This window comes from Mesorhizobium sp. CNPSo 4670, from assembly GCF_057784235.1.
In genome coordinates this window covers 101,351-123,916 of record NZ_JBWJFQ010000027.1, presented here as the reverse complement: position 1 = coordinate 123,916, position 22,566 = coordinate 101,351, and the positions used below count along the sequence as shown (strand labels likewise).

Below are 22,566 nucleotides of genomic sequence, written 5' to 3'. Positions count from 1 at the left end.
TTAATCGAGGCGTTGATCGCTGCGCCGCTCAGTAGCGGAACTGCTCGGCGAGAATGCGTTCGTTCCAGGAATGATTGGGATCGAACAGCAACGTTGCCGTCGCGGTTGGTGATTCCCGCACCGTGACCGAGGTCACCGCCTTGACCTCGGTATGGTCGGCGGCAGCGTTCACCGGCCGCTTTTCCGGCTCGAGGATGTCGAAGCGCACGGTCGCCTTGTTGGAGAGCAATGCGCCGCGCCAGCGGCGCGGGCGAAACGGGCTGACCGGGGTCAGCGCCAGCAGCGGCGCGTCGAGCGGCAGGATCGGCCCATGCGCGGAAAGATTGTAGGCGGTGGACCCGGCAGGCGTCGCGATCATCACGCCGTCGCAGCTCAGTTCCTCGAGCCGTACCTGCTCGTCGACGGTGATGCGGATCTTGGCCGTCTGATAGGATTGGCGCCAAAGCGCCACCTCGTTGATCGCCAGCGCCGAAACCGTTTCGCCTTCCGAGGTCTCCGCCAGCATCTCCAGCGGGCGGATCGTTTCGGCGACAGCGGCCGCGAGACGCTCGGTGAGGCCACCGGAGCGATATTCGTTCATGAGGAAACCGATGGTGCCACGGTTCATGCCGTAGACCTTCTTGCCCGTCCCCATCGTGTCACGCAGGGTCTGCAGCAGGAAGCCGTCGCCGCCAAGGGCGACGACGATCCCGGCATCCTCGATGGAGGACTGTCCATAGCGCGCCGACAGGCCTTCCAGCGCCGTCTTGGCGTCAGCGGTGTCGGACGAGACGAAGGCGATGCGGCTGGCGGTTTGGCTCATGGCTCCCCGATGACGACCGCGGCAGCCGGTTACCGGGGCCGCGCCAGCGTCGGGGTAGCATGGGCAGGGTACGTCTGCAAAGAGAGCCGTTGTTCCGGCCGGCGAGCGATCGCAAAGCGGCGAGATGCGGACCTGCCGTTCGCGCAAAATGTCAAAGGCAACGCGAATGTGATGGTTAAGACGAGGGTTAAACTATCGTAAAGCCGCATCGGTCATGTTAGCCGACAGTGGATGGTGGCGGGGGCCTAGCCAGTAGAGGCCGACATATTGCCGGTAGCACGCCTTATCATCGTCTTCCTGATGCTGGGAAGTTTCGCTCTTGTCTTCGCCGCACTGGTGCGGCAGTCCGAAGAGACGAGCTTCAGGCCTCAGCCCACGGCGTCGCGCTGCGGCGACGCAGCCGGAACGCCATGCCCGCAACGGGCGCTGTAACTCCCGAAGACATGTTGTTTCTCCCTAAAGCCGAGGCCGGTGGGCCGCCGCGGATCAATGGCGTGCGCCAAGCTTGCTCGTTGCGCCTGCGGCCCTTCGCGACGTAGATGAGAGCCTCGATTGGCGGATAGGCTTTGGACCGGTGGCGCAAGCCAACTATCCGTCGTTCTTGGAAAACAAGCCCTGCGGCGCGTTGACTGGCCGGGTGTCTGGAGGGGGAATTTTCCATGTCGCGCAGCGTGTTGGTTTCAGGTGGCTGCGGTTTCTTAGGCTCGCATCTGATCGACCGTCTGCTGTGGCGAAACGACCTGGAAAGACTGGTCGTCGTCGACAATCTATGGACCGGGACGCGAGACAACATTGCGCATGTCACCGACCCGCGTTTCAGCCTTCAGATTGCCGACGCCGACAGCTTTTCATCCGGTGAGCGCTTTGACGAGATCATCCATCTGGCGTCGCCCGCTTCGCCAATATGGTACATGCGCGAGCCGATACGCACTATCAAGGCCAACATAGGTGGTGCGCTCAATCTTCTAATGCTGCTCAGGCCCGGCGGTCGTTTCTGCTTTGCCTCGACTTCGGAAATTTACGGCGATCCCCAGGTTTCGCCGCAACCCGAGAGTTACAGGGGATCGGTCGACTGCACGGGTCCCAGGGCCGCCTATGATGAAAGCAAGCGCTGCACCGAGGCATTGCTGTTCGAGCAGCAGCGCGTCAGCGGGCTTGATGTTCGTGTCGTCAGGATTTTCAACACCTATGGGCCGCGAACCCGCATGGACGACGGCCGCGCCATTTCGAACTTTGTCATCCAGGCTCTGACGACAGGGGTCCTTACGGTTTACGGCGACGGCTCCCAATCGCGCAGCTGGGGTTATGTCGACGACATCGTCGAGGGACTGGAACGTTTCTTCTGGCGCGACAGCATCTCGCACCGGGGTCCGCTGAACATCGGCAACAATCACGAGGTTTCGGTTCTGCGCATCGCTGAATTCGTCAGCTCGCTTGTCCCTGGCAGCCGCATCGAGCACCAGCCTCCGGTTCCCCAGGATCCAACCAACCGATGTCCGGATCTGACTTTGGCGAGGCATGTCCTTCCTGGCTGGGAAGCAACAACCGGCTACCGGGAGGGCATCGAGCGGACGTTCGAGTGGTTTCGCCAACAGATCGCCGCGACCAGGATGTGACGCCTTCTTAGACCGGATTGGCGACAACCAGCGCAATACGCTCCTCGCCGCGCGCAGGGGAGAAGAGCGACATGGTCATCAGCAGCACGGCTGCCAGAAACAGGCGCATGACCTTGATCCAAACCCTGCAGGCCGCAGCGGTCACGCCACGACTTGCCCAAATTCATCAATGGCCTCGTCCTTGAGCATATCATGATGGGTTTACCGGCGCATCGGCCGGCATCCTCAACGGTCGATGCCCTGCTCGCGACTGCAAAAAGATATTGACTGTATGTTTAGTAATAGTTATTCCTATCGGTGAGGATCAAGTTGGTCAGCCGGTTTTGCGCTGGTGAATGACCACGGAGGAGAGGGGAATATCTTGACAGCCATACGGCCCGCCGTTGAGGCGAAGGGCGTCACCAGGATCTTTCGGGGAGCCGGTCAGGATTCGGTCAAGGCGCTCGACAACGTCTCCGTCGCGATCCGCGAAAACGAGTTCTTTACGCTGCTCGGCCCGTCGGGCTGCGGAAAGACGACGTTGCTGCGGTTGATTGCCGGCTTCGACTTTCCAACCGCCGGCGAAATCCTGCTCTATGGCCAGGACATCGCGCCGCTGCCGCCTTTCAAGCGGCCGGTCAACACCGTCTTCCAGTCTTATGCCCTGTTCCCGCACATGACGGTGGCCGACAACATCGGCTTTGGCCTGGAGATGCTGGGCAAGCCGAAGGCTGAGATCAAGGCGCGCGTCGACGCGATGTTGAAGCTGGTCAAGATGGAAGCGCTCAGCGCGCGCCGCACCAGCCAGATCTCCGGCGGCCAGCAACAGCGTGTGGCGCTGGCCCGTGCACTGGCACCACAGCCGAAAGTGCTGCTGCTCGACGAACCCCTGTCGGCGCTCGACTACAAGCTGCGCAAGGAAATGCAGATCGAACTGAAGCGGCTACAGCACGAGACCGGCATCACCTTCATCTTTGTCACCCACGACCAGGAGGAAGCACTGACGATGTCGGACCGCATCGCCGTGATGTCGGCGGGAAACATCCTGCAGGTCGGCACGCCCTGGGACGTCTATGACCACCCGGCGGAACGGTTCGTCGCCGACTTCATCGGCGAGACGAACTTCCTGACCGGCATGGTCGAAAGTGCGGGCAATGGCCGGGCGCGGATTGCCTTGCGCTCGGGTGCGAAGATCTGCGCGACCGCCGCCGCGGGTTTCCGCGCAGGCGGCAACGCAACGCTGATGGTCCGGCCTGAGCATGCCAAACTCGTCAAAGGCCGCGGCGACCTGACCGGTACGATCGAGACCATCGTCTATTTCGGCACCGACACGCACATCCATGTCCGGCTGGACGAAGGCGGCGTCTTCATGGTGCGCCAGCAGAACTCGCGCAGTGCCAGCTGCGGCTTCGAAAACGGAGACAAGGTCGGCATATCGATCGGCGACGATGCTGCCCAAGTGCTGAAGGACTAGGGCCATGGCGACCGCGATAGAGGTAGCCGAAAAGGCCGAACGTGACGACATCAGGTCACGCTGGCTGCTTTCCACCCCGGCGCTGCTGATCGTCTTCCTCGCGGCCCTTGGGCCGCTGCTGATCGTGGTCGTCTATTCCTTCCTGACGCCAGGCAATTACGGCGATGTAAAATGGCAGTTCTCGATCGATGCCTGGGTGAGCGTGCTGTTCGAGCGTGACGTCTTCGACGACACGCTGTCGTTGGCCACCGCATATCTGTCGATCTTCTGGCGCTCGGTGTCGCTGTCGCTGGCAACCACCGTGCTGACCCTGATCCTCGGCTTTCCCACCGCCTATTTCATTGCCACGCGGCCGGATCACCGGCGCGACATCTGGCTGTTCCTGATCACCATCCCGTTCTGGACCAACCTTCTGATCCGCACCTTCGCCATGCAGCAGGTGCTGCGCAATGACGGCATCATCAATTCGGTGCTGCAACTGCTTGGGATCACCGACCATCCTGTACAGCTCATGTACACCAATTTCGCCGTCCTGGCCGGCATGGTCTACGTGTTCCTGCCGCTGATGGTGCTGCCGCTGTACGCCAGCATGGAGAAGATCGACTTCCGCCTTGTTGAGGCGGGCTACGACCTCTACGCATCGCGGTTCGAGGTTTTGAGGCGCATCATCATCCCGCTGGTCACGCCGGGCATCGTCGCCGGCTCGATCCTCGTCTTCATCCCCTCGCTCGGCGCCTATGTGACGCCGAGGGTGCTCGGCGGCGGCACCAATCTGATGATCGGCAACCTGATCGAGCTTCAGTTTGGCCAGGGCAGAAACTGGCCGCTCGGTGCCGCGCTGTCGATCACCTTGATGGCGATCGTCATGGTGGCGCTGCTGTTCTATGTCCGCAACACGACAAGGTCGGATGGCGCCCATGGCTAATCGCTTCGACGTCCGGCGGCAGAACGGCTTCGTCAGCGTGGCGATGCTGTGTTTCTTCCTGCTTTACCTGCCGATCGCCACGCTGGTGGTCTACGCCTTCAACGACAATGATTCCATTGTGATCTGGAAAGGCTTTTCGCTGCGCTGGTTTCACATCGCCTGGAACAATGGGCTGGTCATCGAGGCGTCTATCCGCTCGTTCCAGATCGCCGCTGTCGCAGCCGTGCTGGCGACGATCACCGCCACGATGGCGGCGTTGGCGACGACCAGGACCAAACCGTATCCGGGATTGACCCTCAAATTCGCCTTCATCAACCAGCCGCTGATGGTGCCGGAGATCGTCACCGCGGTGGCGCTGCTGATCGTCTTCTCGCGCATTAAGATCTGGACCGGCTATTCCGGGCTAGGCTACCTCGTCTCCGCGCACACCGCTTTCTGCATCCCGTTCGCCTATCTGCCGATCCGGGCGCGGCTTGAAAGCATGGACCTGGCGCTGGAGACGGCGGCGGCCGATCTCTACGCAACAAAGTGGAAGACATTCCTGCACGTGACATTGCCATTGCTCTGGCCGGGCATTCTCGCCGGACTGATGCTCGCCTTCGTCGTCTCGCTGGATGACGTCGTCATCACTGAATTCGTCAAATCGGGCGGCCAGGACACGCTGCCCACCTACATGCTCGGCCAGCTCCGGCGTACCGTCACGCCGGAAGTCAATGCGATCTCGACGGCCTTCCTCGTGCTGTCGATCGGCATCGTCACGGCTTTCTTTTTCATCAGCAGGAAACGGACCTGAGGCGGCACGCCGACGGTCCCAACAATGGGAGCATGGAGCATGAACTGGAAACTGACCGCGACGGCGATCGGGCTGTCGCTGCTGGCCGTGACGGGTGCTGCCCGCGCCGAGGGTGAACTCAACATCTACAATTGGGGCAACTACACCAACCCCGATCTGATCAAGAAATTCGAAGAGACCTACAAGGTCAAGGTCACCGTCACCGACTTCGATTCCAACGACACAGCGCTCGCCAAGATCCGCCAGGGTGGCGCCGGTTTCGACATCGTCGTGCCGTCGGCAAGCGTCGTCCCGATCTGGATCAGCGAGGGGCTGCTGCTTGAATCGCGCCCGGACCAGATGGAGAATTTCAAAAACGTCGATCCCAAATGGATCGATGTCCCCTTCGATCCGGGCCGCAAATACACCGTTCCGTGGCAGTGGGGTACGACAGGCGTGTCGGTGAACAAGTCGGTCTATTCGGGTGATGTGAACACGTCCGCGATCTTCCTCGATCCGCCGCCCGAACTCGTCGGCAAGATCAATGTCGTTCCCGAAATGGGGGATGTCATGTTCCTCGCCATCGCCTACGAAGGCGGCCAATACTGCACCGACGACAAGGCTGTGCTGAAGAAGGTGCGCGACAAGCTGGTCGAGGCCAAGGCGAAATGGCTGTCCTTCGACTATGGCGCCGTCGACGGCCTCGGCAAGGGCGACATCGCCGCCGGCGTCAACTGGAACGGCATTTCGCTCCGCCAGCGGCTGCAGAACGACAAGATCGTCTATGGCTATCCCAAGGAGGGCTACCCGATCTGGATGGACAACGTCGCCGTCCTCAAGGACGCCCGGAATGTCGAGAACGCCAAGCTCTTCCAAAACTTCATCATGGACCCGCAGAACGCCGCACTGATCTCGGCCTTCGCGCGCTATTCGAACGGCATCAAAGGCTCGGAAGCCTTCATGCCGGACGACATGAAGAACGCGCCGGAGGTGAACGTTCCGGCCGAATTCGCCGCCAAGGGACAATTCATGCCGGCCTGTCCGCCTGATGTGCAGGCGCTCTACACGAAAATCTGGACCGATCTCCAGAAATAGCCCGACCCGGGTTTCTCGCGCCGCGATTTCGCGGCGCGACCACCTCCCGTCCATGCCAAAGGCGATCCGGCGATCGCAGGAGACTTCCCATGACTGATCTCGACCTTTGCTACATGCCGGCCAGCGAGGCGCTGCGGCTGTTCAAGGCGAAGAAGCTTTCGCCCGTCGAATTGATGCAGGCGACCATCGACCGGGCCGAAGCGACGAAACCGGCGATCAACTGCTTCACCTTCACGCATTTCGACGAGGCGATGGAGCTGGCCAAGAAAGCCGAAGCGAAATACGCCAGGGGCGCCAGGACTGGCGCGCTCGAGGGCCTGCCGATCGGCATCAAGGACGAGAGCTACATCAAGGGCAAGCCGACATCGCACGGCTCGCTGCTGTCGAAGGATGCCATTGGTGGCCACACTTCGACGATGAACGAGCGCATCATCAAGGCCGGAGGCATTGTTCATGCGCGCACGGCAACGCCCGAATTCAGCTGCGCCGGCTTTACCTGGTCGAGGCGCTGGGGCGTCACGCGCAATCCATGGAATCCGGACTTCACGCCGGGTGGTTCGTCCGGCGGTGCGGCGGCAACGTTGGCCTCGGGCACATCGGCGATCGCCACCGGTTCGGACATTGCCGGGTCGATCCGCATTCCGGCGTCCGCTTGCGGTCTCGTGGGCTTCAAACCGCCTTATGGCCGCAACCCGGACGAGCCGCCGTTCAATCTCGACTTCTATTGCCACACCGGCCCGCTGGCGCGAAACGTCGGGGATGCGATCCTGCTGCAGAATGTCATGGCGGGACCAAGCCCGCTCGACATCGCCACGCTGCGCCCGAAATTTCGCCTTCCGCTCGACTACAAGCCGATCAAGGGCTGGAAGATTGCTTTGTCGATGGACCTCGGCTCCTTCGAAGTGGATGCGGAGGTGCGCAAAAACACACTCGCTGCCTGCGACGTGTTCCGCTCACTTGGCGCCACCGTCGAGGAGGTGGATCTGGGCTGGGGCGACGAGGTGCTCAAGGCCGGCATTGCCTATCTGGAGCACCTCTTCGGCGCTTCGCTGGCGCAACTTCTCAAGCAGCACGGCGGGGATATGACCAGCTATGCACGGCAATTTGCCGAAGATGGGCGAAAGTCGAAGGCCACGGATTTTGTCGCAACCCTCGACGTGGCGGCCAGGATGTACCAGACGCTCGGACCGTTGCTGGAGACATATGATGTGCTGATCTGCCCGACCAATGCGCTTCCCGCGGTGGCGGCGGAGTTCGACCACACCAGGGACACCGTCGAGATCAACGGAAAGCAGGTGAACCCTTCGCTTGGCTGGGTGATGACGACACCGTTCAACATGCTGAGCCGTTGCCCGGTTCTGTCCATGCCGTCGGGCCGCGCGACGAATGGCGTGCCGACCGGCATCCAGATTGTCGGACGCACCTATTGCGACGCCGATGTCTTCCGGGCGGCGCTGGCCTATGAGACGGCTCAGGGACAGTGGTACACAAACGCCGAAACGCGACCGTCGTTGTGAGAGCCATGTGGCCCTTGCCGCGCTGGTGCTTGATCTCCGGCTTCGGTTATGGTGAGCCGGCGCGCGGGGCTGGAAAACTCCGCCGCAAGGTTTGAAAGGCTGGACAGAAATGGCGCAACGCAAGGCAGCCGCGAAGGCAATGGTCGCCGAGGCTGGCGACAATCGGCTAGAGCCGGCCCCCAGGGATCGCCGGCGCGAGCGCGGCGAGGCCAGCATCCAGCGCATCATCGACGCCACCATCGATCTCATCGCCGACGAAGGCCTGGCAAGCGTCACGATGCAGCGCATCGCCGAGCATGTCGGATCCTCCAACGCACTGGTGGTTTTCCACTTTCGCAGCAAGGAGAACCTGTTTCGCGCCGTGCTGCAGTATCTCAGCGATCAGTACGATGAATTGTGGGCGACGCTGGTGCGCGTGCCCGGCCTGTCGCCGGTCGAGCGGCTGATGGGCGCGGTCGAATGTGCGCAAAGATTCGCGCGGCAGCATCCGAAATGGGTCTCTGTCTTTGTCGTGTTCTCCAGTGACCGCAAGAGCATGCAGATCTACAACGAGATCGGCCTGCCCAGCGATCTCAGCTACAATGCCGAGGCGCGCGACCTGCTCATCGAAATCATGCGCAGCGGCGGCTACACCGATGTCGACCCCGATACATTGGCTGAAAGCCTCAACTATCTCGTCCATGGGGCATGGATCTGGGATCATCTCAACCCGCCGGCGGGCAATTCCGATGTGCTGAGGAAGACGATGCTGATGTTGCTGCATCAGTCGTTTCCGCGACATTTCGAATTGATGCGCTAACTCGTTTCCTAGGGCTGCCGCAGATGGCAGCCGGCCTGCCGCTTCTGCGCCAGATACTCGTCGACAAGCTGGCGGTAGCGCACCTTGCCGAAGCTCGGAAAATGGCCGCCATGCACGACCGCGACATCGAGGTCGCGCATGGCGAGCAGCGACGCCATGTAGTCGGAAATATCGGAGTGGTAGACGTCGTCGATCAGCGGGCCGTCATAGATGATGTCGCCGGAAAGCAGGATGCCGGTCTTCCTCTCGTGGAGCGCGATGCCTCCGGGTGAATGGCCTGGCGTGTGGATCACCTCGAAGGCACGGTCGCCGAGATCGACGACGTCGCCATGGGCGAGCAGGCGGTCGGCCGGGGCAGGCATGACGCGGTAGTTCGCCGTGTTCCAGCCTTGCGCCATACCGTCGAACATCTCGTCGGTCGCATAAGTGCCGGCGGCCGTCCATTCGTTGCGCGGATCGGCGAGGATTTCCGCCTCCGCCGCGTGCACGCAGCGGTCGGGAAATTCGTGATGGCAGCCGATATGATCGAAATGCGTGTGGCTGGCGACGCAGGTCAGCTTTCGCTCCGTCACCAGCGGCACATGGCGCATGAGGCTGAAATGGCCGAGGCCGGTATCGAACAGGAGATCACGGTCGCGGCCGCGCACATGCCACATGTTGCAGCGGAAGAACGGCTTGATCCACGGCTCATGGATCAGCGTCACGCCATCGCTCATGCGGATGGTCTCGTACCAGTCTAGAGCACCGATGACCGGAAGCGTTCCCATATTCAGTCCATCAACAGGATGATCTGGTCGGTATCGCACGAAACCGCAACCGTGTCCCCCGGCTGGACTCCAGCTGAGGCTGGAAGCCTGGCGATGAACTGCAGCGCAGGGTATTCGATGGAAACCGCGAGCACGCGCTTGAAGCTGCCCTGGAAGACGACATCGCTGACCTCAGCGCTACCAAGCCTGACACCGCCGCCGGCCGCGCCGAAGACAAGGTGCTCCGGCCGAATGGCGAGCCCGACAGCCGAGTCCACCGGCAACGCGCTCGGCAGCGAAACCGGCCCGACCGGCGTCGCGACAGTGCTTGTCCTATCCCTGGCCTCCGTGACGGTGCCGGCCAGGATCGTGCTTTCGCCCATGAAGGTGGCGGAAAAGCGCGTCGCCGGCCGGGCGTAGACGCGCTCGGGCGGCCCTTCGTCCTCGATGCGCCCGTCATTCATCACCACGCAATGGTCGGCCAGCGCCATCGCCTCTTCCTGGTCGTGCGTGACATGGATGAAGGCGGTGCCGACGCGCTTCTGGATCGCCTTCAGCTCGTCCTGCATCTGGCGGCGCAGTTTGAGGTCGAGCGCGCCGAGCGGCTCGTCGAGCAAAAGCACCGCCGGTTCGATCACCAGCGCACGTGCCAGCGCCACGCGCTGTCGCTGGCCGCCGGAGAGCTGGTGCGGTCTCTTGTCGAAGGAAGAGGCCAGTCCAACCAGCGCCAGCGCATCGCGCGCCCGGGCGGCTCGCGTCGCGCCATCGACGCCCTGCATGCGCAGGCCGAAGCCGACATTGCTGCCGACGCTCATATGCGGGAACAGAGCGTAGTCCTGGAACACCGTCGTCGTAGGGCGCTTTGCCGGCGGCACCGAGGTGCAGTCGACGCCGCGGATGAACACCTTGCCTTCGCTCGGGGTGACGAAGCCGCCGAGAATGGACAGCAGCGTCGTCTTGCCCGAGCCTGACGGTCCGAGCAGGATGGTGTAACTGCCCGGTTCGATCTTGAGCGAAACGTTCTTGAGCACCGTCTGTTGGCCGAAGCGATGCGAGACCGAGTCTATGTCCACCAAAGGCGCGGTCATGCTTTTCTCCTGCGCAGCAATGTCAGTTCGAACAGCACGACCAGCACGATCGAGACGGCAAAGACCAGCGAGCCGACGGCGTTGGTCTTGGGATTAAGGCCGGAACGCAGCAGGTTCCAGATCTCGACCGGCAAGGTCGTGTCGAAGCGGGTCAAAAGGAAGGAGATGACGAACTCATCCCATGAGAAGGTCATCGACAGGAAGAAGCCGGCGAAGATGGCCGGCGCCATCACCGGCACGGTGATCAGCAGCAGCACCTTCCATTCCGGCGCGCCGAGGTCGCGCGCCGCGCGTTCGATGTTTATCTGGTGGTCGCCCATCTGGCTGTAGATGATGGCAAAGCACAGCGGCAGGTTGATCACGACATGGCCGATGCCGGCGGCAAGCAGCGATTTCGGCACGCCGGCCCAGTTGAACAGCACCAGCAGCCCCATGCCGATGATGAGATAGCTGACCGTCAGGGGCAGCGTGATCAGTCCGCGCAGCAGGCCGGAGCCGGGCAGGACGAAGCGGGCAAAGCCCCAGGCGGAAAGGAAGCCGAGCGTGACGGCGGCCAGCGACGAAATTGAGGCAACCAGCAGCGAATTGACCAGCGCCGAAGTCAGCCGCGTGTCCGACAGAACCGCGTCGTACCAGCGCAGCGACGGGCCGGTGAAGGGTGGGATCGGAAAGGAGGTCGACTGGAGCGAGAACAGCACCAGCACGACCACCGGAAGGAAGATGAAACCGTAGACGGCAAGCGCGTAGAGCCAGGATACGATGCGGACAATCCTGCGCATCTCACGCCCGCTCGATCTTGAGCCAGCGGGCGCAGGCAAGATAGGCGATGGTGACCACCGCCATGAGGATGATCGACAGCGCCGACGCAAGCGGAAAGTCGCCGCGCCGGCCGATCTGCATCATCACCAGCTGCGGCATCAGAAGCTCGTTATTGCCGCCGAGGATCTGCGGCGTGATGTAGTCACCGATGCACAGCACGAAGGTGAGGAAGGCGCCGACCATGATGCCGGGCAAGGTCAGCGGCAGGACGACATGCAGGAAGGTGCGCACCGGCCCGGCGCCGAGATCGGCGGCCGCCTTCCGATAGCTCGGGCTCAACTGCTTCAGGTTGGCGAAGATCGTCAGCGTCAAAAGCATGACGAAGAAATGCACGAAGCCGGTGACGGTGGCGAAACGCGTGTTGGCGAGTTGCAGGGGCTCGGCGAACACGCCGATGCCCGTCAGCGCCCGGTTGATGACGCCGTTCTGCGCCAGTACCAGCAGCCAGGAATAGGAGCGCACGACATAGGACGTCCAGAACGGCAGCACGGCCAGCATCAGCGCCAGCCTTTGCCAGCGCTCCGGCACCTGTTCGGCCAGGATCCAGGCGAAGGGGTAGGCGAGCAGCACCGAGACGACTGTAACGATCGCCGTCACCTCGAGCGAATTCACCATCGCCTGCCAGTAGGAAGGGTTGGTGAAGAACTGGCTGTAGTTGGACGCCGTGAAACCGCCGCCGTCATGCGCCGTCAGGCTGGACAGCCCCATGGCGATGAAAGGCAGCACGAAGAACAACAGCGTCCAGCCGAGCGCCGGCGTGACGAGCGCCCAGGGCAGGGCGCGGCCCGCCCGGGGCAGGGTACGCCCGTTGTTACCAACTGAGTTCATCAGCCGCAGCCGCTCACTTTGCCTGCAGCATTTCGGTCCACATATCCTGCATCTTTTTGTCGAGGTCGGCGTTCGGCGCTGGGTAGGCCTGGGCGCGGGCGAGGAAGCCCGGCTGTTCGTCGAAGCGCAGGATCTTCTTCTGGTCGTCGGTCAAAGCCGCCTTGGTGTTCGCCGGCATGCCCCAGTAGCAGGACGAGGTGGCAAGCCGCGCCTGGCCCTCCGGGCTCATGATGTACTGGATGAATTTCAGCGCCAGGTCCTTGTTCTTGGAATCCTTGAACATGGCCAGCGACTGCGACCACAGCACAGCACCTTCCTTTGGGATGGAGAAGTCCAGCGCCGGGTTCTCCTTGGCCAGCCCGGCCGTCACCCATTCGCCGCCGCCGACCAGGATATCGACTTCGCCGGTCGCCAGCGCCGTCTGGCTGGCGGTCACCTCGCCGACCAGCTTGGCGTTGGCCTTCATCTTGAGAAGCTCGTCCTTGAGGGCGGGCAGGTCGGCTTCGGTCAGATCAGCCGTCTTCTTGCCGATGGCAAGCGCGGCCATTCCGATGACCGGCAGATAATAATCGTAGATGGCGACCTTGCCCTTGTATTTGTCGCCGGTCAGCGCCGCCATCGACTGCATGTCGGCCGGGTCGACTTTGGTCTTGTTGTAGCCGATCGTGTTGTAGCCGAACTTTTCGGTGATGCCGTAGCGCTTGCCGCCGACCACGGTGGAGCCGTCCATCTTCACCTGGGGAAACATGTCCGCCAGGGGCAGCTTGTCGTCGGGCAGCGGCTCGAACAGGCCCTTTTCGACGCCGCGCGGCACGTCGATCGAGTCGATCACCATCACGTCCCAGTCGCCTGGCTGCGATTGCTCGACGATGGCGAGCCCGGCGCCGGTGCCCTCGAACTCCTTGACGTTGACCTTGACGTTGTTGGCCTCCTCGAAGGGCTGCAGAAGTGCGGGATCGGAATGATCGCACCAGATCAGCGCGTTGAGATCGGCGGCTTGGGCGAAGCTGCCGGCGCCGAGCAGTAGCGCCGTGGCGGCGCACGCGGCGTGCAAATGGCTCCTCAGGGTGGAAAGCAGATTCCTGGATGCGGATGATGCGGACATCGAGTGTTCTCCCTTGCCTTTGTGGCTTCTTGCAAAAAATTGAACCAATTCTAAAATTGAGTCAATTCTGTTTCCGTGGCAAGAGGCTGATATGAGCGGATTGCGGGCAAGGCAAAAAGCGGATCGCCACAGGCGCATTATCGAGGCGGCGGCAGAGCTTTTCCGCGAGGCCGGCTATGAAGGCGCCAAGATCGAGGCGATCGCCGCGCAGGCCGAAGTCTCGGTTGGCACGATCTACAATTACTACCAGAACAAGGGCGACATCCTCGGCGCCATCGTCTCGCTGGAAGTCAACGAGGTGCTGAATGCCGGGCAAGGTGTCGTCGCCAAGCCGCCGGCCAATGTCGGCGATGCGCTGGACACGCTGATCGGCATCTATATCGAACACTCGCTGCACTATCTCAGCAAGGAGATGTGGCGGCAGGCAATGGCGATTTCGACGCAACTGCCCGACAGCCCGTTCGGCCAGGCCTACACCGCGCTCGACCGTTCACTGACCGAACAGATCCGCGCGCTGATCGCCCGCCTGCAGGCGCTCGGCCTGGTGCGGCAGGACATTGACGGGGCCGCACTCGGCGAACTGATCTTCAACAACATGAACATGATGTTCATCGAGTTCGTGAAACGCGACGAGGCGAGGATATCGGAATTGCGCGCCGCGATACGCCGGCAGAACCGGATTCTCGTGGCAGCGATTGCGGTCTGACTGTCAGGAGCAGGCAGCAGAATCGATTTTTGGACCAAGCCGCGGCTCAACCCCCTTGAGTCGAATCTGAAATCTGCTACAACCCATGAGGGTATTTCTGGGGGAGGGGTGAATGCAGTTTTCCATCTGGCATTGGGCAATACTTCTGTTGTTGATCGGAGTGCCTGTCTTCTTTGCGGTTCGATCTGCCTACAAGCCCGTCCAGAATCCGGCGGAACTCGTCGGAATTGGAGGGTGGCTGATGCTTCTCGCGATTGGTCAGGCCATGGCTCCATTGCGTACGCTCGCCACATTGGGTTCCTCGAGCGATGGTTACAACCAGCTTATGCTGGTGCCGAACGGACCCATGGTGGTCTACGGCGAGGTTGGGCTGGTGCTGGCATTTCTGGTGCTTCAAGTGGTCGTGCTCGTTGCCATGCTGAGGCGGAGCCTAAGGTTCAAGCAGCTCTTCCTCACCCAATGGCTAGCAATCCCGGTGGTATTCATCCTGGACGCGATCTGGGTTTCCACGGTTTTCGGCGTCCCGGTTGGACAAGTGGTCACCGGAGAAGCGCTTGCTACGTCCATAACCTCGTTTGTCCTGGTCGGACTATGGGTCGCCTACGTCTACAGATCGGTCAGGGTGCGCAACACGTTCACCAGAGTGAAAGCATCCGCCCAGGTCGCGAACGCGGCATAGAAGCGGGGCAATTCGAATATTTTGGAGCGCTCGCGCTCTCGGTCATTCCTGAAACCGCTCGCTGATCCCGTCGCAAAATGCTAGCATAAGCAGCAGTCAACCTGTGCTGCCATTTCATCAATGCTTAGAATTTCGGGAACTCTTCTCCATGGCGGGTCGACCCGTGCGCCGGTTGAGGTTCGTCCCGATTTTGGCGGCGGCCATATTCGACACGGTGTTCAACGGCCGAGCCTCGAAACATGGGAACGTGTCTCGCCGCCGACGACCCTTGCGGGGCTAATTCGAGAACTCCAGCGGCAATTTCCCCACATGGCCATACATGCTACCGGCGGAGTGCGGACAGTCCGCCGACAAGCCGAATTGATGGCGGATCGGCGGCTTTCGAACCGGGCGCAGTTCCTGAGGGTATATCGTCAAGCCCAGCATATTACCGAGATGGACGCGTGGGTCGTTCAACATCCTCGCACTACCCGATCGCAAACCACCGAGGCGTTCGAACAGATAATACACCGCGCCCGCGGACGCGGGGCTACGGTTAGCAACCATCTGGATGACCGCGCCCGCGATATTTCCATTCCACATGGAAATCCTCACGAGCAAGCCGAAGTGCAGCGCGCGCTGCAAAATTGGGGTGCACACGTCATCCTGGAAGGAGATGCAACCGGCGGGCCGCATTGGCACGTAGACTACACCCCACAAGTCGGGCCACCAATGGGGCGCAGGCCTTGATCGAGGTGCTGCTGCGAGAACGGCGGCCCAAAGCGGTGATGCCTAAAGCATTGAATTAATTGGCATACCGCGGGAAACTGGTGCCCCCGGACGGAATCGAACCGCCGACCTTCGGTTTACAAAACCGCTGCTCTACCAGCTGAGCTACAAGGGCACGGCGCTCCGGTTAGCATATTTGTTGCGCCAGTAAAGACAAAACTCCATTTTCGGTTACCCGGCATCGAGTGGACCGCCGGGAAGGGCATCCTGCAAACCGCCAAATCGCTTCCTACATATCTGGAAGGTGCAATCGCTTCGAGCAGGGGTGTCGCATGATCAGGTTTGTCATCATTCTCCCCATCATCTTCGTGGTCTGGATGCTGCTGGTGAAAATCATCAGCGATGTGAAGAAGGCCAATGTCGACTGGACCGGCGTCACCACCATCATCGGCTTCATCGCACTCGCCTTCTGGCTTCGCCACGTCACCGGCATGGGGTGAGCGGTAGGGAGTAGCGAATAGGGAATAGGGAATAGGGAATAGGGAATAGGGAATAGCGAATAGTCCAGGTGGCGAGCGCGGCTCTTTCGCTACTCGCTACTCCCTATTCGCTATTCACTCATCTTCCGGACCATCATCGGCTTCATCGCACTCGCCTTCTGGCTTCGCCATGTCACCGGCATGGGGTGAGCGGTAAGCGAATAGGGAATAGCGAATAGTCCAGGTGGCGAGTGCGGCTCTTTCGCTACTCGCTACTCCCTATTCGCTATTCACTCGTCTTCCGGCGCCGCCGAAAAATCTCCGAAGCCTTTCGAACCATTTGCCGCACCGCGCCGACTGATGGTCAGAGGCGAATGGGTCGCCTCGATCAAGGATCCAGGAGATCATCATGTTCAAGCGCACTCTTACGTCAGGCCTCGTTGCCATTTTCGTCGCCACCGGCGCGCTCGCCGGCACTGTCGGCGCGTCGTCAGCTCATGGCATGCATCACCACCATCACTACAGGCATTTCGAGCATTGGTGGTGGCACCACAACCATCATCATCATCACCACCATGGCCGGGTGATCATTTTCCTTTGATGGAAGGACCCAATTCCCCAAAGGGCGGCTTCGGCCGCCCTTTTTGCGTCTTGTGCCAGGTCGCTGAGCTCCCGGCCTCGACACCAAGGTCCAGACTTCCGTCGATACGTGCTGGCATCGCGCCGGCAGGCCTCCACACTGTTTGATTTCTGCGGTTCCAGGAAAATCGAAGAAAGTTTCGAACCTTTTTCCTTGCCGCAACGACAGATGATCAAGAGGCGGATGGATCGCCTCGTTCAACGAAGCAAGGAGATCATCATGTTCACGCGCACACTCGTTTCCGGCCTCATCGCCACCACCGTCGCTGCCACCATGCTGGTCGGCACCGTCCAGCCCTCGGCCGCGCATTCGCATCATCACCACGACCTCGGCATCGGCATCGCCGCCGGCGTTGGCGGCTTTGTCCTGGGCACCCTGCTCGCCCAGCAGCCCCGCACCGTCTATGTCGACGAAGACGGCGGCTCGTGGCACGTCCGCCGCTGCTTCGACCGCTACGCGAGCTACGATCCGGACTCAGACACCTATGTCGGCTACGACGGCTACCGCCACTACTGCCGTCTCTGAGAGGAGGTGGCGTCTCAAACAACTGCAGGAGGGGCGCCCCCGCCGCCCCTCTTTTTGCCGTTCGCAAGATGTTCGGGGGAGGGGATGGGATCCCGGCCGGGTACCGAGGCCATGATTTCGAGATATTGCGGCGGGACAACGATCCTATGAGGAAAGCAATTTGGGCCGTTCTCGCCATCGCCACGGGAGCCGGTGGTCTGCTGTTCGCGCCGGCCTGGCATGACCGCTACTGGTTGTGGCGGGATTGCTTCAACGAACTTGGCTGGTGCTCCAATTCCGAAAGCAGCGAGGTTTTTCTTGAACAGGCCGGGCTGGTGTGGGGCATGTTCGCCATCGGCTGTCTGCTTGCTTGCCTGTTCTTTGCCCGATTGGCCTACTCGCGGCGGTGAGTCTCCCCGCGCCGCATCAGGCTGAGAGAGCGCCGCCGATCATCCTGGTCACCTCGGCCGCGGCATCGCGCACCAAAGGGCCGATCTCGGCCAGCCGTTCCGGCGTCACCCGCACGGTCGGCCCCGACACCGAGACACCACCGATCGGCTCGCCGAATTCATTGAAGATGGCGGCTGCCACGCAACGCATACCGGGGTGCCGCTCCTCATCGTCCACCGACCAGCCACGCCGTTTGATCGTTGCCAGGTCGTGGGCAAGGGCGGAAATGTCGGAAAGCGTCCTGTCGGTGAAGCGCTGCAGCCCGGCCTTGCGCAGGATGGTGCCGACACGCTCCGGTTCGAGATGCGCCAGCACCGCTTTGCCGATGCCGGACGCATGGAACGGGCTGCGCGTGCCCGGCCGGAAGAAGGCGCGGATCGCCTGATGCGTCTCGACCTGGCTGACAAAGACCACGCAATCGTCCTCGGCGACGCCGAGATTGGCGGTCTCGCCGGTCCTCTCCATCAACTCCTGCATGACGATACGGGCGCGGTCGACCAGCTTGCGGCGGCGCAGGAACGCCGCACCCATGCGGTAGGTCTCGACGCCGATCGACCACAGCTGGTCGCTGGTGTCGAATTCGACCATGCCGTGGTTTTCGAGCGTCGTCAGCATGCGGTAGGCGGTCGAGGCCGCAAGGCCGCTTTGCGCTGATATCTCGCTTAGCGACAGGCCGCTGCCTTCGGCGACAATGGCCAGGATGCGCAGCGCGCGGTCGAGCGACTGCACCGAAGTCGGCTCGGATGGCCCGTTGAAGGCGCGCGGCCGACCGCGCTGGCGTTTCTCGGTGGTTTCCATGGCCGCATTGTCTGCAATTTGGCGCGAGAGGCAATGAAAAAGTTTTTCATTGTGTGGGGGCATGAAATCGGTGGAAAACGAAAAGCCGTTCAAATTCATTGGCTAATCGCCGTTTCTTACAAATGAAAAAATATTCTGAAAAAATTGAAAAATGGCTGGCTTGATGGCATTCTCAGCCATCCAACAATGACAAACCCCTGTGGAGGGCCGGAAAATGGCCAGGATGCGCGCTGTCGATGCTGCGGTTCTCGTTCTCGAAAAGGAAGGCATTTCCTGCGCTTTCGGCGTGCCGGGCGCGGCGATCAATCCGTTCTATTCGGCACTGAAGGCGAGGGGCACCATTCGCCATGTCCTTGCCCGTCACGTCGAGGGCGCCTCGCACATGGCGGAAGGTTTTACCCGCGCCAAGGCTGGCAATATTGGCCTGTGCATCGGCACCTCGGGTCCGGCCGGCACCGATATGATCACCGGGCTCTATTCGGCCGCGGCGGATTCCATTCCGATCCTGTGCATCACCGGCCAGGCGCCGCGTGCGCGGCTGAACAAGGAGGACTTCCAGGCCGTCGACATCGCTGCCATCGCCGCGCCGGTCGCCAAATGGGCGGTCACCGTCATGGAGCCCTATCTGGTGCCGATGACGCTGCAGAAGGCGTTCCACCTGATGCGCTCGTCGCGGCCGGGCCCGGTGCTGATCGACCTGCCGGTCGATGTGCAACTGGCCGAGATCGAGTTCGACATCGATGCCTATGAGCCGTTGACGCCGTTCAAGCCGGCGATGACGCGCGCGCAGGCTGAAAAGGCGCTGGCGATGCTCAACGCGGCCGAAAAGCCGCTGATCGTCGCTGGCGGCGGCATCATCAACGCCGATGCATCGGATCTGCTCATCGAATTCGCCGAGATTTCCGGCGTGCCGGTCATCCCGACCCTGATGGGTTGGGGCGCCATCCCCGACGACCACCGGCTGATGGCCGGCATGTGCGGACTGCAGACGTCGCACCGCTACGGCAATGCGACGATGCTGGAGGCCGATTTCGTCTTCGGCATCGGCAACCGCTGGGCCAACCGCCACACCGGGTCGGTCGACGTCTACACCAAGGGCAAGAAGTTCATCCATGTCGACATCGAGCCGACGCAGATCGGCCGTGTCTTCGCGCCGGACCTTGGCGTCGTCTCGGATGCGGGCGCGGCACTGAAGGTACTGCTCGACGTCGCCACCGAGTGGAAGACGGCTGGCAAGCTGCGCGACTGGTCCGGTTGGGCGAAGGAATGCCAGGGCCGCAAGAAGACCATGAAGCGCAAGACGCATTTCGACCAGGTGCCGCTGAAGCCGCAGCGTGTCTACGAGGAGATGAACAAGGCGTTCGGTCGCGATGTCACCTATATCACCACGATCGGCCTGTCGCAGATCGCCGGCGCGCAGTTCCTGCATGTCTACAAGCCGCGCAACTGGATCAATTGCGGCCAGGCCGGCCCGCTCGGCTGGACCTTGCCGGCAGCCCTTGGCGTTCGCGCCGCCGATCCCGACCGCACCATCGTGGCGCTGTCGGGCGACTATGATTTCCAGTTCATGATCGAGGAACTGGCGGTCGGTGCACAACACAAGCTGCCCTATCTTCATGTCGTCGTGAACAACGCCTATCTCGGGTTGATCCGCCAGGCTCAGCGCGGCTTTTCGATGGATTTCGAGGTCAATCTCGCCTTCGAGAACATCAACCGCTCGGGCGATCCCGAGGCCGGCTATGGCGTCGACCATGTTGCCGTTGCCGAGGCGATGGGCTGCAAGGCGGTCAGGGTACGCAAGCCCGAGGAATTCGCCGCCGCTTTCAAGGAAGCGCAGCGGCTGATGAAGGAGCACCAGGTTCCGGTCGTGCTCGAATTCATCCTCGAGCGTGTCACCAACATCTCCATGGGCACCGAAATCGACAAGATCACCGAATTCGAGGACCTTGCCGAACATCAGGAAGACGCCCCGACGGCGATCGTGATGCTGGATTAGATCAGCGGAAAAGGAGAAAAAGAAATGCCGCGTTTCTCAGCCAATCTTTCCATGCTCTTTGGCGAGCATGAGTTCCTCGACCGTTTTGACGCAGCTGCCCGCGCGGGCTTCAAGGGCGTCGAATATATCGGCCCCTACGATCACGCCCCCGAGGTGGTCGCCGCCCGGCTTAAGAAAAACGGCCTGACACAGGTGCTGTTCAATCTGCCGCTGGGCGACTGGGGCAAGGGCGAGCGCGGCATTGCCGTGCTGCCGGATCGCGTGCCGGAATTCCGCCAGGGCATCGCCAAGGCGATCACCTATGCGCAGGCGCTCGGCTGCCAGCAGGTCAATTGCCTTGCCGGCATCGCGCCCGCGGGCGCCGACCGCAAGGTGCTGGAGGATGTCTTTGCCGAAAACCTCGCCTTTGCGGCGGAAAAGCTGGAGCAGGCCGGCATCCGGCTGCTGATCGAGCCGATCAACACCCGCGATATCCCCGGCTTCTTCCTCAACTACTCCGACCAGGCGCTGGCGCTGATCGACCGTATCGGTTCGAAGAACCTGTTCCTGCAATATGACATCTATCACATGCAGATCATGGAGGGGGATCTCGCCCGTACCATCGAGGCAAACCTCGGCCGCATCGCGCATATCCAGCTTGCGGACAATCCCGGTCGTCACGAGCCGGGGACGGGCGAGATCAACTATCCCTTCCTCTACGAGCATATCGACCGCATCGGCTATTCCGGCTGGGTCGGCGCGGAATACAAGCCGAAGGCCGGTACGGAGGCTGGGCTGGATTGGTTCAGGGAACTGGCCGGGCAGGGAAGCGCGGCGGCTTGAGCGCCAGATATTGTGCAACGCTTGCGCCGCCCCTCACCCTTGCCCTCTCCCCTTATAGGGACGGGGAGACGGGTCGCCAGCGCTGGAGCACTTCCTTCTCCCCGTCACTATACGGGGAGAAGGTGCCGGCAGGCGGATGAGGGGCAGCGCCAGCCTTCGATGAGTTCGGACAACACTTTCGGAGAAGAACAATGGAAACCATCGGTTTCATCGGCCTCGGCATCATGGGCGCGCCGATGGCGGGGCATCTGCTGGATGCTGGCTATACGGTCATCGCCAGCGACCATCGCTCGAAGCCGCCGGCTGACCTCGTCGCCAAGGGACTGAAGTCAGTCTCCGGCCATGCCGCGGTGGCCAAGGCGGTCGATATCATCATCCTGATGGTGCCCGATACACCACAGGTTGCCGATGTGCTGTTCGGCGACAACGGCGTCGCATCCGGCCTGACCAAGGGCAAGCTGGTGGTCGACATGAGCTCGATCTCGCCGATCGAAACCAAGGTGTTTGCGAAAAAGATCAATGAGTTGGGCTGTGACTATCTCGATGCGCCGGTTTCGGGCGGCGAAGTCGGCGCCAAGGCGGCGTCGCTGACCATCATGGTCGGCGGCGAGGAAAAGGCGTTCGAGCGCGCCAGGCCCGTGTTCGAGAAGATGGGCAAGAACATCACCCTGGTCGGGCCGAACGGCGTCGGCCAGACCACCAAGGTGGCCAACCAGATCGTCGTCGCGCTGACCATTGAAGCTGTCGCCGAAGCGCTTGTTTTTGCATCGAAAGCCGGTGCCGACCCGGCCAAGGTCAGGCAAGCGCTGATGGGCGGGCTGGCGGCCTCGCGCATTCTCGAAGTGCATGGCGAGCGCATGGTCAAGCGCACCTTCGCGCCGGGCTTCCGCATCGAACTGCACCAGAAGGACCTCAACCTGGCGCTGGAAGGGGCAAAAGCACTCGGCGTGTCGCTGCCCAACACTTCCACCACGCAGCAGCTGTTCAACTCCTGCGCCGCCAATGGCGGAGCCAGGGAGGATCACTCGGCTCTGGTCAGGGCGCTGGAGCGCATGGCCAGTTTCGAGGTCGGCGGCAACGCAGCCGACGCCAAAGGCAAAGCGGCATAGGTCAGGAGAGGGTGGCGCCACGTTCCCAAGTCGCCAACTCGTGCCTATCGAAGAACGGGCTCCTGCGTCTGTCGCTGGAGCCCGTTTCGCATTTCGAGATATCTGGCGTG

General features: G+C 61.8%; 23 protein-coding genes and 1 tRNA gene. 16 read left to right on the top strand and 8 right to left on the bottom strand.

Annotated features, from left to right (window positions below; translation table 11 throughout):
* Positions 1 to 28: 28 nt before the first annotated feature.
* Positions 29 to 802 carry an NAD kinase gene (locus AC0ZT5_RS31450; RefSeq protein WP_488499578.1) on the bottom strand — a complete coding sequence of 258 codons (774 nt, stop codon included), beginning with the start codon at positions 800 to 802 and terminating at the stop codon, positions 29 to 31.
* Positions 803 to 1,461: 659 nt separating this feature from the next.
* Here AC0ZT5_RS31450 and AC0ZT5_RS31445 point away from each other — a divergent pair.
* The 7 genes from AC0ZT5_RS31445 to AC0ZT5_RS31415 all read left to right on the top strand — a co-directional run bounded on the left by AC0ZT5_RS31445 (position 1,462) and on the right by AC0ZT5_RS31415 (position 8,979).
* Complete coding sequence (locus tag AC0ZT5_RS31445; RefSeq protein ID WP_488499577.1) at positions 1,462 to 2,418, top strand: NAD-dependent epimerase/dehydratase family protein; 957 nt, start codon at positions 1,462 to 1,464, stop codon at positions 2,416 to 2,418.
* 361 nt (positions 2,419 to 2,779) lie between these two features.
* A complete protein-coding gene (locus tag AC0ZT5_RS31440) occupies positions 2,780 to 3,871 on the top strand; it encodes an ABC transporter ATP-binding protein (protein ID WP_488499576.1) in 1,092 nt (363 codons plus the stop codon).
* Between the two features lie 4 nt (positions 3,872 to 3,875).
* Complete coding sequence (locus AC0ZT5_RS31435) at positions 3,876 to 4,796, top strand: ABC transporter permease (RefSeq protein WP_488499575.1); 921 nt, start codon at positions 3,876 to 3,878, stop codon at positions 4,794 to 4,796.
* Positions 4,789 to 5,589, top strand: a complete 801-nt coding sequence (locus tag AC0ZT5_RS31430) for an ABC transporter permease (RefSeq protein WP_488499574.1) — start codon at positions 4,789 to 4,791, stop codon at positions 5,587 to 5,589. Before AC0ZT5_RS31435 ends, AC0ZT5_RS31430 begins: the two co-directional genes overlap by 8 nt.
* Positions 5,590 to 5,628: 39 nt before the next feature.
* Positions 5,629 to 6,663, top strand: coding sequence for an extracellular solute-binding protein (locus AC0ZT5_RS31425; RefSeq protein ID WP_488499573.1), 1,035 nt, complete (start codon positions 5,629 to 5,631; stop codon positions 6,661 to 6,663).
* An 89-nt stretch (positions 6,664 to 6,752) separates the two neighbouring features.
* A complete protein-coding gene (locus tag AC0ZT5_RS31420) occupies positions 6,753 to 8,180 on the top strand; it encodes an amidase (RefSeq protein WP_488499572.1) in 1,428 nt (475 codons plus the stop codon).
* A 109-nt stretch (positions 8,181 to 8,289) separates the two neighbouring features.
* A complete protein-coding gene (locus tag AC0ZT5_RS31415; RefSeq protein ID WP_488499571.1) occupies positions 8,290 to 8,979 on the top strand; it encodes a TetR/AcrR family transcriptional regulator in 690 nt (229 codons plus the stop codon).
* 8 nt (positions 8,980 to 8,987) lie between these two features.
* Here the strand turns inward: AC0ZT5_RS31415 and AC0ZT5_RS31410 are convergent, their stop codons facing one another.
* From AC0ZT5_RS31410 to AC0ZT5_RS31390, 5 genes are read right to left on the bottom strand one after another with little or no spacing between them, the layout of a single operon-like run.
* On the bottom strand, positions 8,988 to 9,746 hold the full coding sequence (locus AC0ZT5_RS31410; protein ID WP_488499570.1) for an MBL fold metallo-hydrolase: 759 nt from the start codon (positions 9,744 to 9,746) through the stop codon (positions 8,988 to 8,990).
* 2 nt (positions 9,747 to 9,748) lie between these two features.
* Complete coding sequence (locus AC0ZT5_RS31405) at positions 9,749 to 10,813, bottom strand: ABC transporter ATP-binding protein (RefSeq protein WP_488499569.1); 1,065 nt, start codon at positions 10,811 to 10,813, stop codon at positions 9,749 to 9,751.
* Positions 10,810 to 11,592, bottom strand: a complete 783-nt coding sequence (locus AC0ZT5_RS31400) for an ABC transporter permease (protein WP_457153373.1) — start codon at positions 11,590 to 11,592, stop codon at positions 10,810 to 10,812. Before AC0ZT5_RS31400 ends, AC0ZT5_RS31405 begins: the two co-directional genes overlap by 4 nt.
* 1 nt (position 11,593) lies before the next feature.
* Complete coding sequence (locus AC0ZT5_RS31395) at positions 11,594 to 12,460, bottom strand: ABC transporter permease (protein WP_488499568.1); 867 nt, start codon at positions 12,458 to 12,460, stop codon at positions 11,594 to 11,596.
* 13 nt (positions 12,461 to 12,473) lie between these two features.
* On the bottom strand, positions 12,474 to 13,565 hold the full coding sequence (locus AC0ZT5_RS31390; protein ID WP_488499567.1) for a polyamine ABC transporter substrate-binding protein: 1,092 nt from the start codon (positions 13,563 to 13,565) through the stop codon (positions 12,474 to 12,476).
* A 91-nt stretch (positions 13,566 to 13,656) separates the two neighbouring features.
* Here AC0ZT5_RS31390 and AC0ZT5_RS31385 point away from each other — a divergent pair, with 91 nt between their 5' ends.
* Both AC0ZT5_RS31385 and AC0ZT5_RS31380 read left to right on the top strand, forming a co-directional pair.
* Entirely contained in the window at positions 13,657 to 14,271 is a 615-nt protein-coding gene (locus tag AC0ZT5_RS31385) for a TetR/AcrR family transcriptional regulator (RefSeq protein WP_184870629.1), read from the top strand.
* Positions 14,272 to 14,383: 112 nt separating this feature from the next.
* Positions 14,384 to 14,950, top strand: a complete 567-nt coding sequence (locus AC0ZT5_RS31380) for a DUF2569 family protein (RefSeq protein WP_095090677.1) — start codon at positions 14,384 to 14,386, stop codon at positions 14,948 to 14,950.
* A gap of 807 nt (positions 14,951 to 15,757) precedes the next feature.
* On the opposite strand, the gene AC0ZT5_RS31375 is transcribed toward AC0ZT5_RS31380, so the two are convergent.
* Positions 15,758 to 15,833, bottom strand: a tRNA-Thr gene (locus AC0ZT5_RS31375).
* Between the two features lie 157 nt (positions 15,834 to 15,990).
* Here AC0ZT5_RS31375 and AC0ZT5_RS31370 point away from each other — a divergent pair.
* The 4 genes from AC0ZT5_RS31370 (at position 15,991) to AC0ZT5_RS31355 (ending at position 17,691) form a co-directional block, all read left to right on the top strand.
* The gene (locus AC0ZT5_RS31370) at positions 15,991 to 16,158 is read left to right on the top strand and encodes a hypothetical protein (protein WP_477291804.1); all 168 of its coding nucleotides are present in this window, start codon (positions 15,991 to 15,993) and stop codon (positions 16,156 to 16,158) included.
* A gap of 388 nt (positions 16,159 to 16,546) precedes the next feature.
* A complete protein-coding gene (locus tag AC0ZT5_RS31365) occupies positions 16,547 to 16,738 on the top strand; it encodes a hypothetical protein (RefSeq protein WP_488499566.1) in 192 nt (63 codons plus the stop codon).
* A 258-nt stretch (positions 16,739 to 16,996) separates the two neighbouring features.
* On the top strand, positions 16,997 to 17,302 hold the full coding sequence (locus tag AC0ZT5_RS31360) for a BA14K family protein (RefSeq protein ID WP_477228473.1): 306 nt from the start codon (positions 16,997 to 16,999) through the stop codon (positions 17,300 to 17,302).
* Positions 17,303 to 17,448: 146 nt separating this feature from the next.
* On the top strand, positions 17,449 to 17,691 hold the full coding sequence (locus tag AC0ZT5_RS31355) for a hypothetical protein (protein ID WP_488499565.1): 243 nt from the start codon (positions 17,449 to 17,451) through the stop codon (positions 17,689 to 17,691).
* A 16-nt stretch (positions 17,692 to 17,707) separates the two neighbouring features.
* Here the strand turns inward: AC0ZT5_RS31355 and bhcR are convergent, their stop codons facing one another.
* A complete protein-coding gene (gene bhcR, locus AC0ZT5_RS31350; RefSeq protein ID WP_095091670.1) occupies positions 17,708 to 18,529 on the bottom strand; it encodes an HTH-type transcriptional regulator BhcR in 822 nt (273 codons plus the stop codon).
* 214 nt (positions 18,530 to 18,743) lie between these two features.
* On the opposite strand from bhcR, the gene gcl reads away from it, so the two are divergent.
* The 3 genes from gcl to AC0ZT5_RS31335 all read left to right on the top strand — a co-directional run bounded on the left by gcl (position 18,744) and on the right by AC0ZT5_RS31335 (position 22,456).
* The gene (gene gcl, locus AC0ZT5_RS31345; protein WP_488499564.1) at positions 18,744 to 20,525 is read left to right on the top strand and encodes a glyoxylate carboligase; all 1,782 of its coding nucleotides are present in this window, start codon (positions 18,744 to 18,746) and stop codon (positions 20,523 to 20,525) included.
* 24 nt (positions 20,526 to 20,549) lie between these two features.
* Positions 20,550 to 21,347, top strand: a complete 798-nt coding sequence (gene otnI / locus AC0ZT5_RS31340) for a 2-oxo-tetronate isomerase (protein ID WP_488499563.1) — start codon at positions 20,550 to 20,552, stop codon at positions 21,345 to 21,347.
* A 191-nt stretch (positions 21,348 to 21,538) separates the two neighbouring features.
* Positions 21,539 to 22,456 carry a 2-hydroxy-3-oxopropionate reductase gene (locus AC0ZT5_RS31335; RefSeq protein ID WP_488499562.1) on the top strand — a complete coding sequence of 306 codons (918 nt, stop codon included), beginning with the start codon at positions 21,539 to 21,541 and terminating at the stop codon, positions 22,454 to 22,456.
* Positions 22,457 to 22,566: the final 110 nt, after the last annotated feature.

Coding starts and splice junctions, on each gene's coding strand:
- AC0ZT5_RS31450 (WP_488499578.1), bottom strand. CDS start 802: ATGAGCCAAACCGCCAGCCGCATCGCCTTCGTCTCGTCCGACACCGCT.
- AC0ZT5_RS31445 (WP_488499577.1), top strand. CDS start 1,462: ATGTCGCGCAGCGTGTTGGTTTCAGGTGGCTGCGGTTTCTTAGGCTCG.
- AC0ZT5_RS31435 (WP_488499575.1), top strand. CDS start 3,876: ATGGCGACCGCGATAGAGGTAGCCGAAAAGGCCGAACGTGACGACATC.
- AC0ZT5_RS31430 (WP_488499574.1), top strand. CDS start 4,789: ATGGCTAATCGCTTCGACGTCCGGCGGCAGAACGGCTTCGTCAGCGTG.
- AC0ZT5_RS31425 (WP_488499573.1), top strand. CDS start 5,629: ATGAACTGGAAACTGACCGCGACGGCGATCGGGCTGTCGCTGCTGGCC.
- AC0ZT5_RS31420 (WP_488499572.1), top strand. CDS start 6,753: ATGACTGATCTCGACCTTTGCTACATGCCGGCCAGCGAGGCGCTGCGG.
- AC0ZT5_RS31415 (WP_488499571.1), top strand. CDS start 8,290: ATGGCGCAACGCAAGGCAGCCGCGAAGGCAATGGTCGCCGAGGCTGGC.
- AC0ZT5_RS31410 (WP_488499570.1), bottom strand. CDS start 9,746: ATGGGAACGCTTCCGGTCATCGGTGCTCTAGACTGGTACGAGACCATC.
- AC0ZT5_RS31405 (WP_488499569.1), bottom strand. CDS start 10,813: ATGACCGCGCCTTTGGTGGACATAGACTCGGTCTCGCATCGCTTCGGC.
- AC0ZT5_RS31400 (WP_457153373.1), bottom strand. CDS start 11,592: ATGCGCAGGATTGTCCGCATCGTATCCTGGCTCTACGCGCTTGCCGTC.
- AC0ZT5_RS31395 (WP_488499568.1), bottom strand. CDS start 12,460: ATGAACTCAGTTGGTAACAACGGGCGTACCCTGCCCCGGGCGGGCCGC.
- AC0ZT5_RS31390 (WP_488499567.1), bottom strand. CDS start 13,565: ATGTCCGCATCATCCGCATCCAGGAATCTGCTTTCCACCCTGAGGAGC.
- AC0ZT5_RS31385 (WP_184870629.1), top strand. CDS start 13,657: ATGAGCGGATTGCGGGCAAGGCAAAAAGCGGATCGCCACAGGCGCATT.
- AC0ZT5_RS31380 (WP_095090677.1), top strand. CDS start 14,384: ATGCAGTTTTCCATCTGGCATTGGGCAATACTTCTGTTGTTGATCGGA.
- AC0ZT5_RS31370 (WP_477291804.1), top strand. CDS start 15,991: ATGATCAGGTTTGTCATCATTCTCCCCATCATCTTCGTGGTCTGGATG.
- AC0ZT5_RS31365 (WP_488499566.1), top strand. CDS start 16,547: ATGTTCAAGCGCACTCTTACGTCAGGCCTCGTTGCCATTTTCGTCGCC.
- AC0ZT5_RS31360 (WP_477228473.1), top strand. CDS start 16,997: ATGTTCACGCGCACACTCGTTTCCGGCCTCATCGCCACCACCGTCGCT.
- AC0ZT5_RS31355 (WP_488499565.1), top strand. CDS start 17,449: ATGAGGAAAGCAATTTGGGCCGTTCTCGCCATCGCCACGGGAGCCGGT.
- bhcR (WP_095091670.1), bottom strand. CDS start 18,529: ATGGAAACCACCGAGAAACGCCAGCGCGGTCGGCCGCGCGCCTTCAAC.
- gcl (WP_488499564.1), top strand. CDS start 18,744: ATGGCCAGGATGCGCGCTGTCGATGCTGCGGTTCTCGTTCTCGAAAAG.
- otnI (WP_488499563.1), top strand. CDS start 20,550: ATGCCGCGTTTCTCAGCCAATCTTTCCATGCTCTTTGGCGAGCATGAG.
- AC0ZT5_RS31335 (WP_488499562.1), top strand. CDS start 21,539: ATGGAAACCATCGGTTTCATCGGCCTCGGCATCATGGGCGCGCCGATG.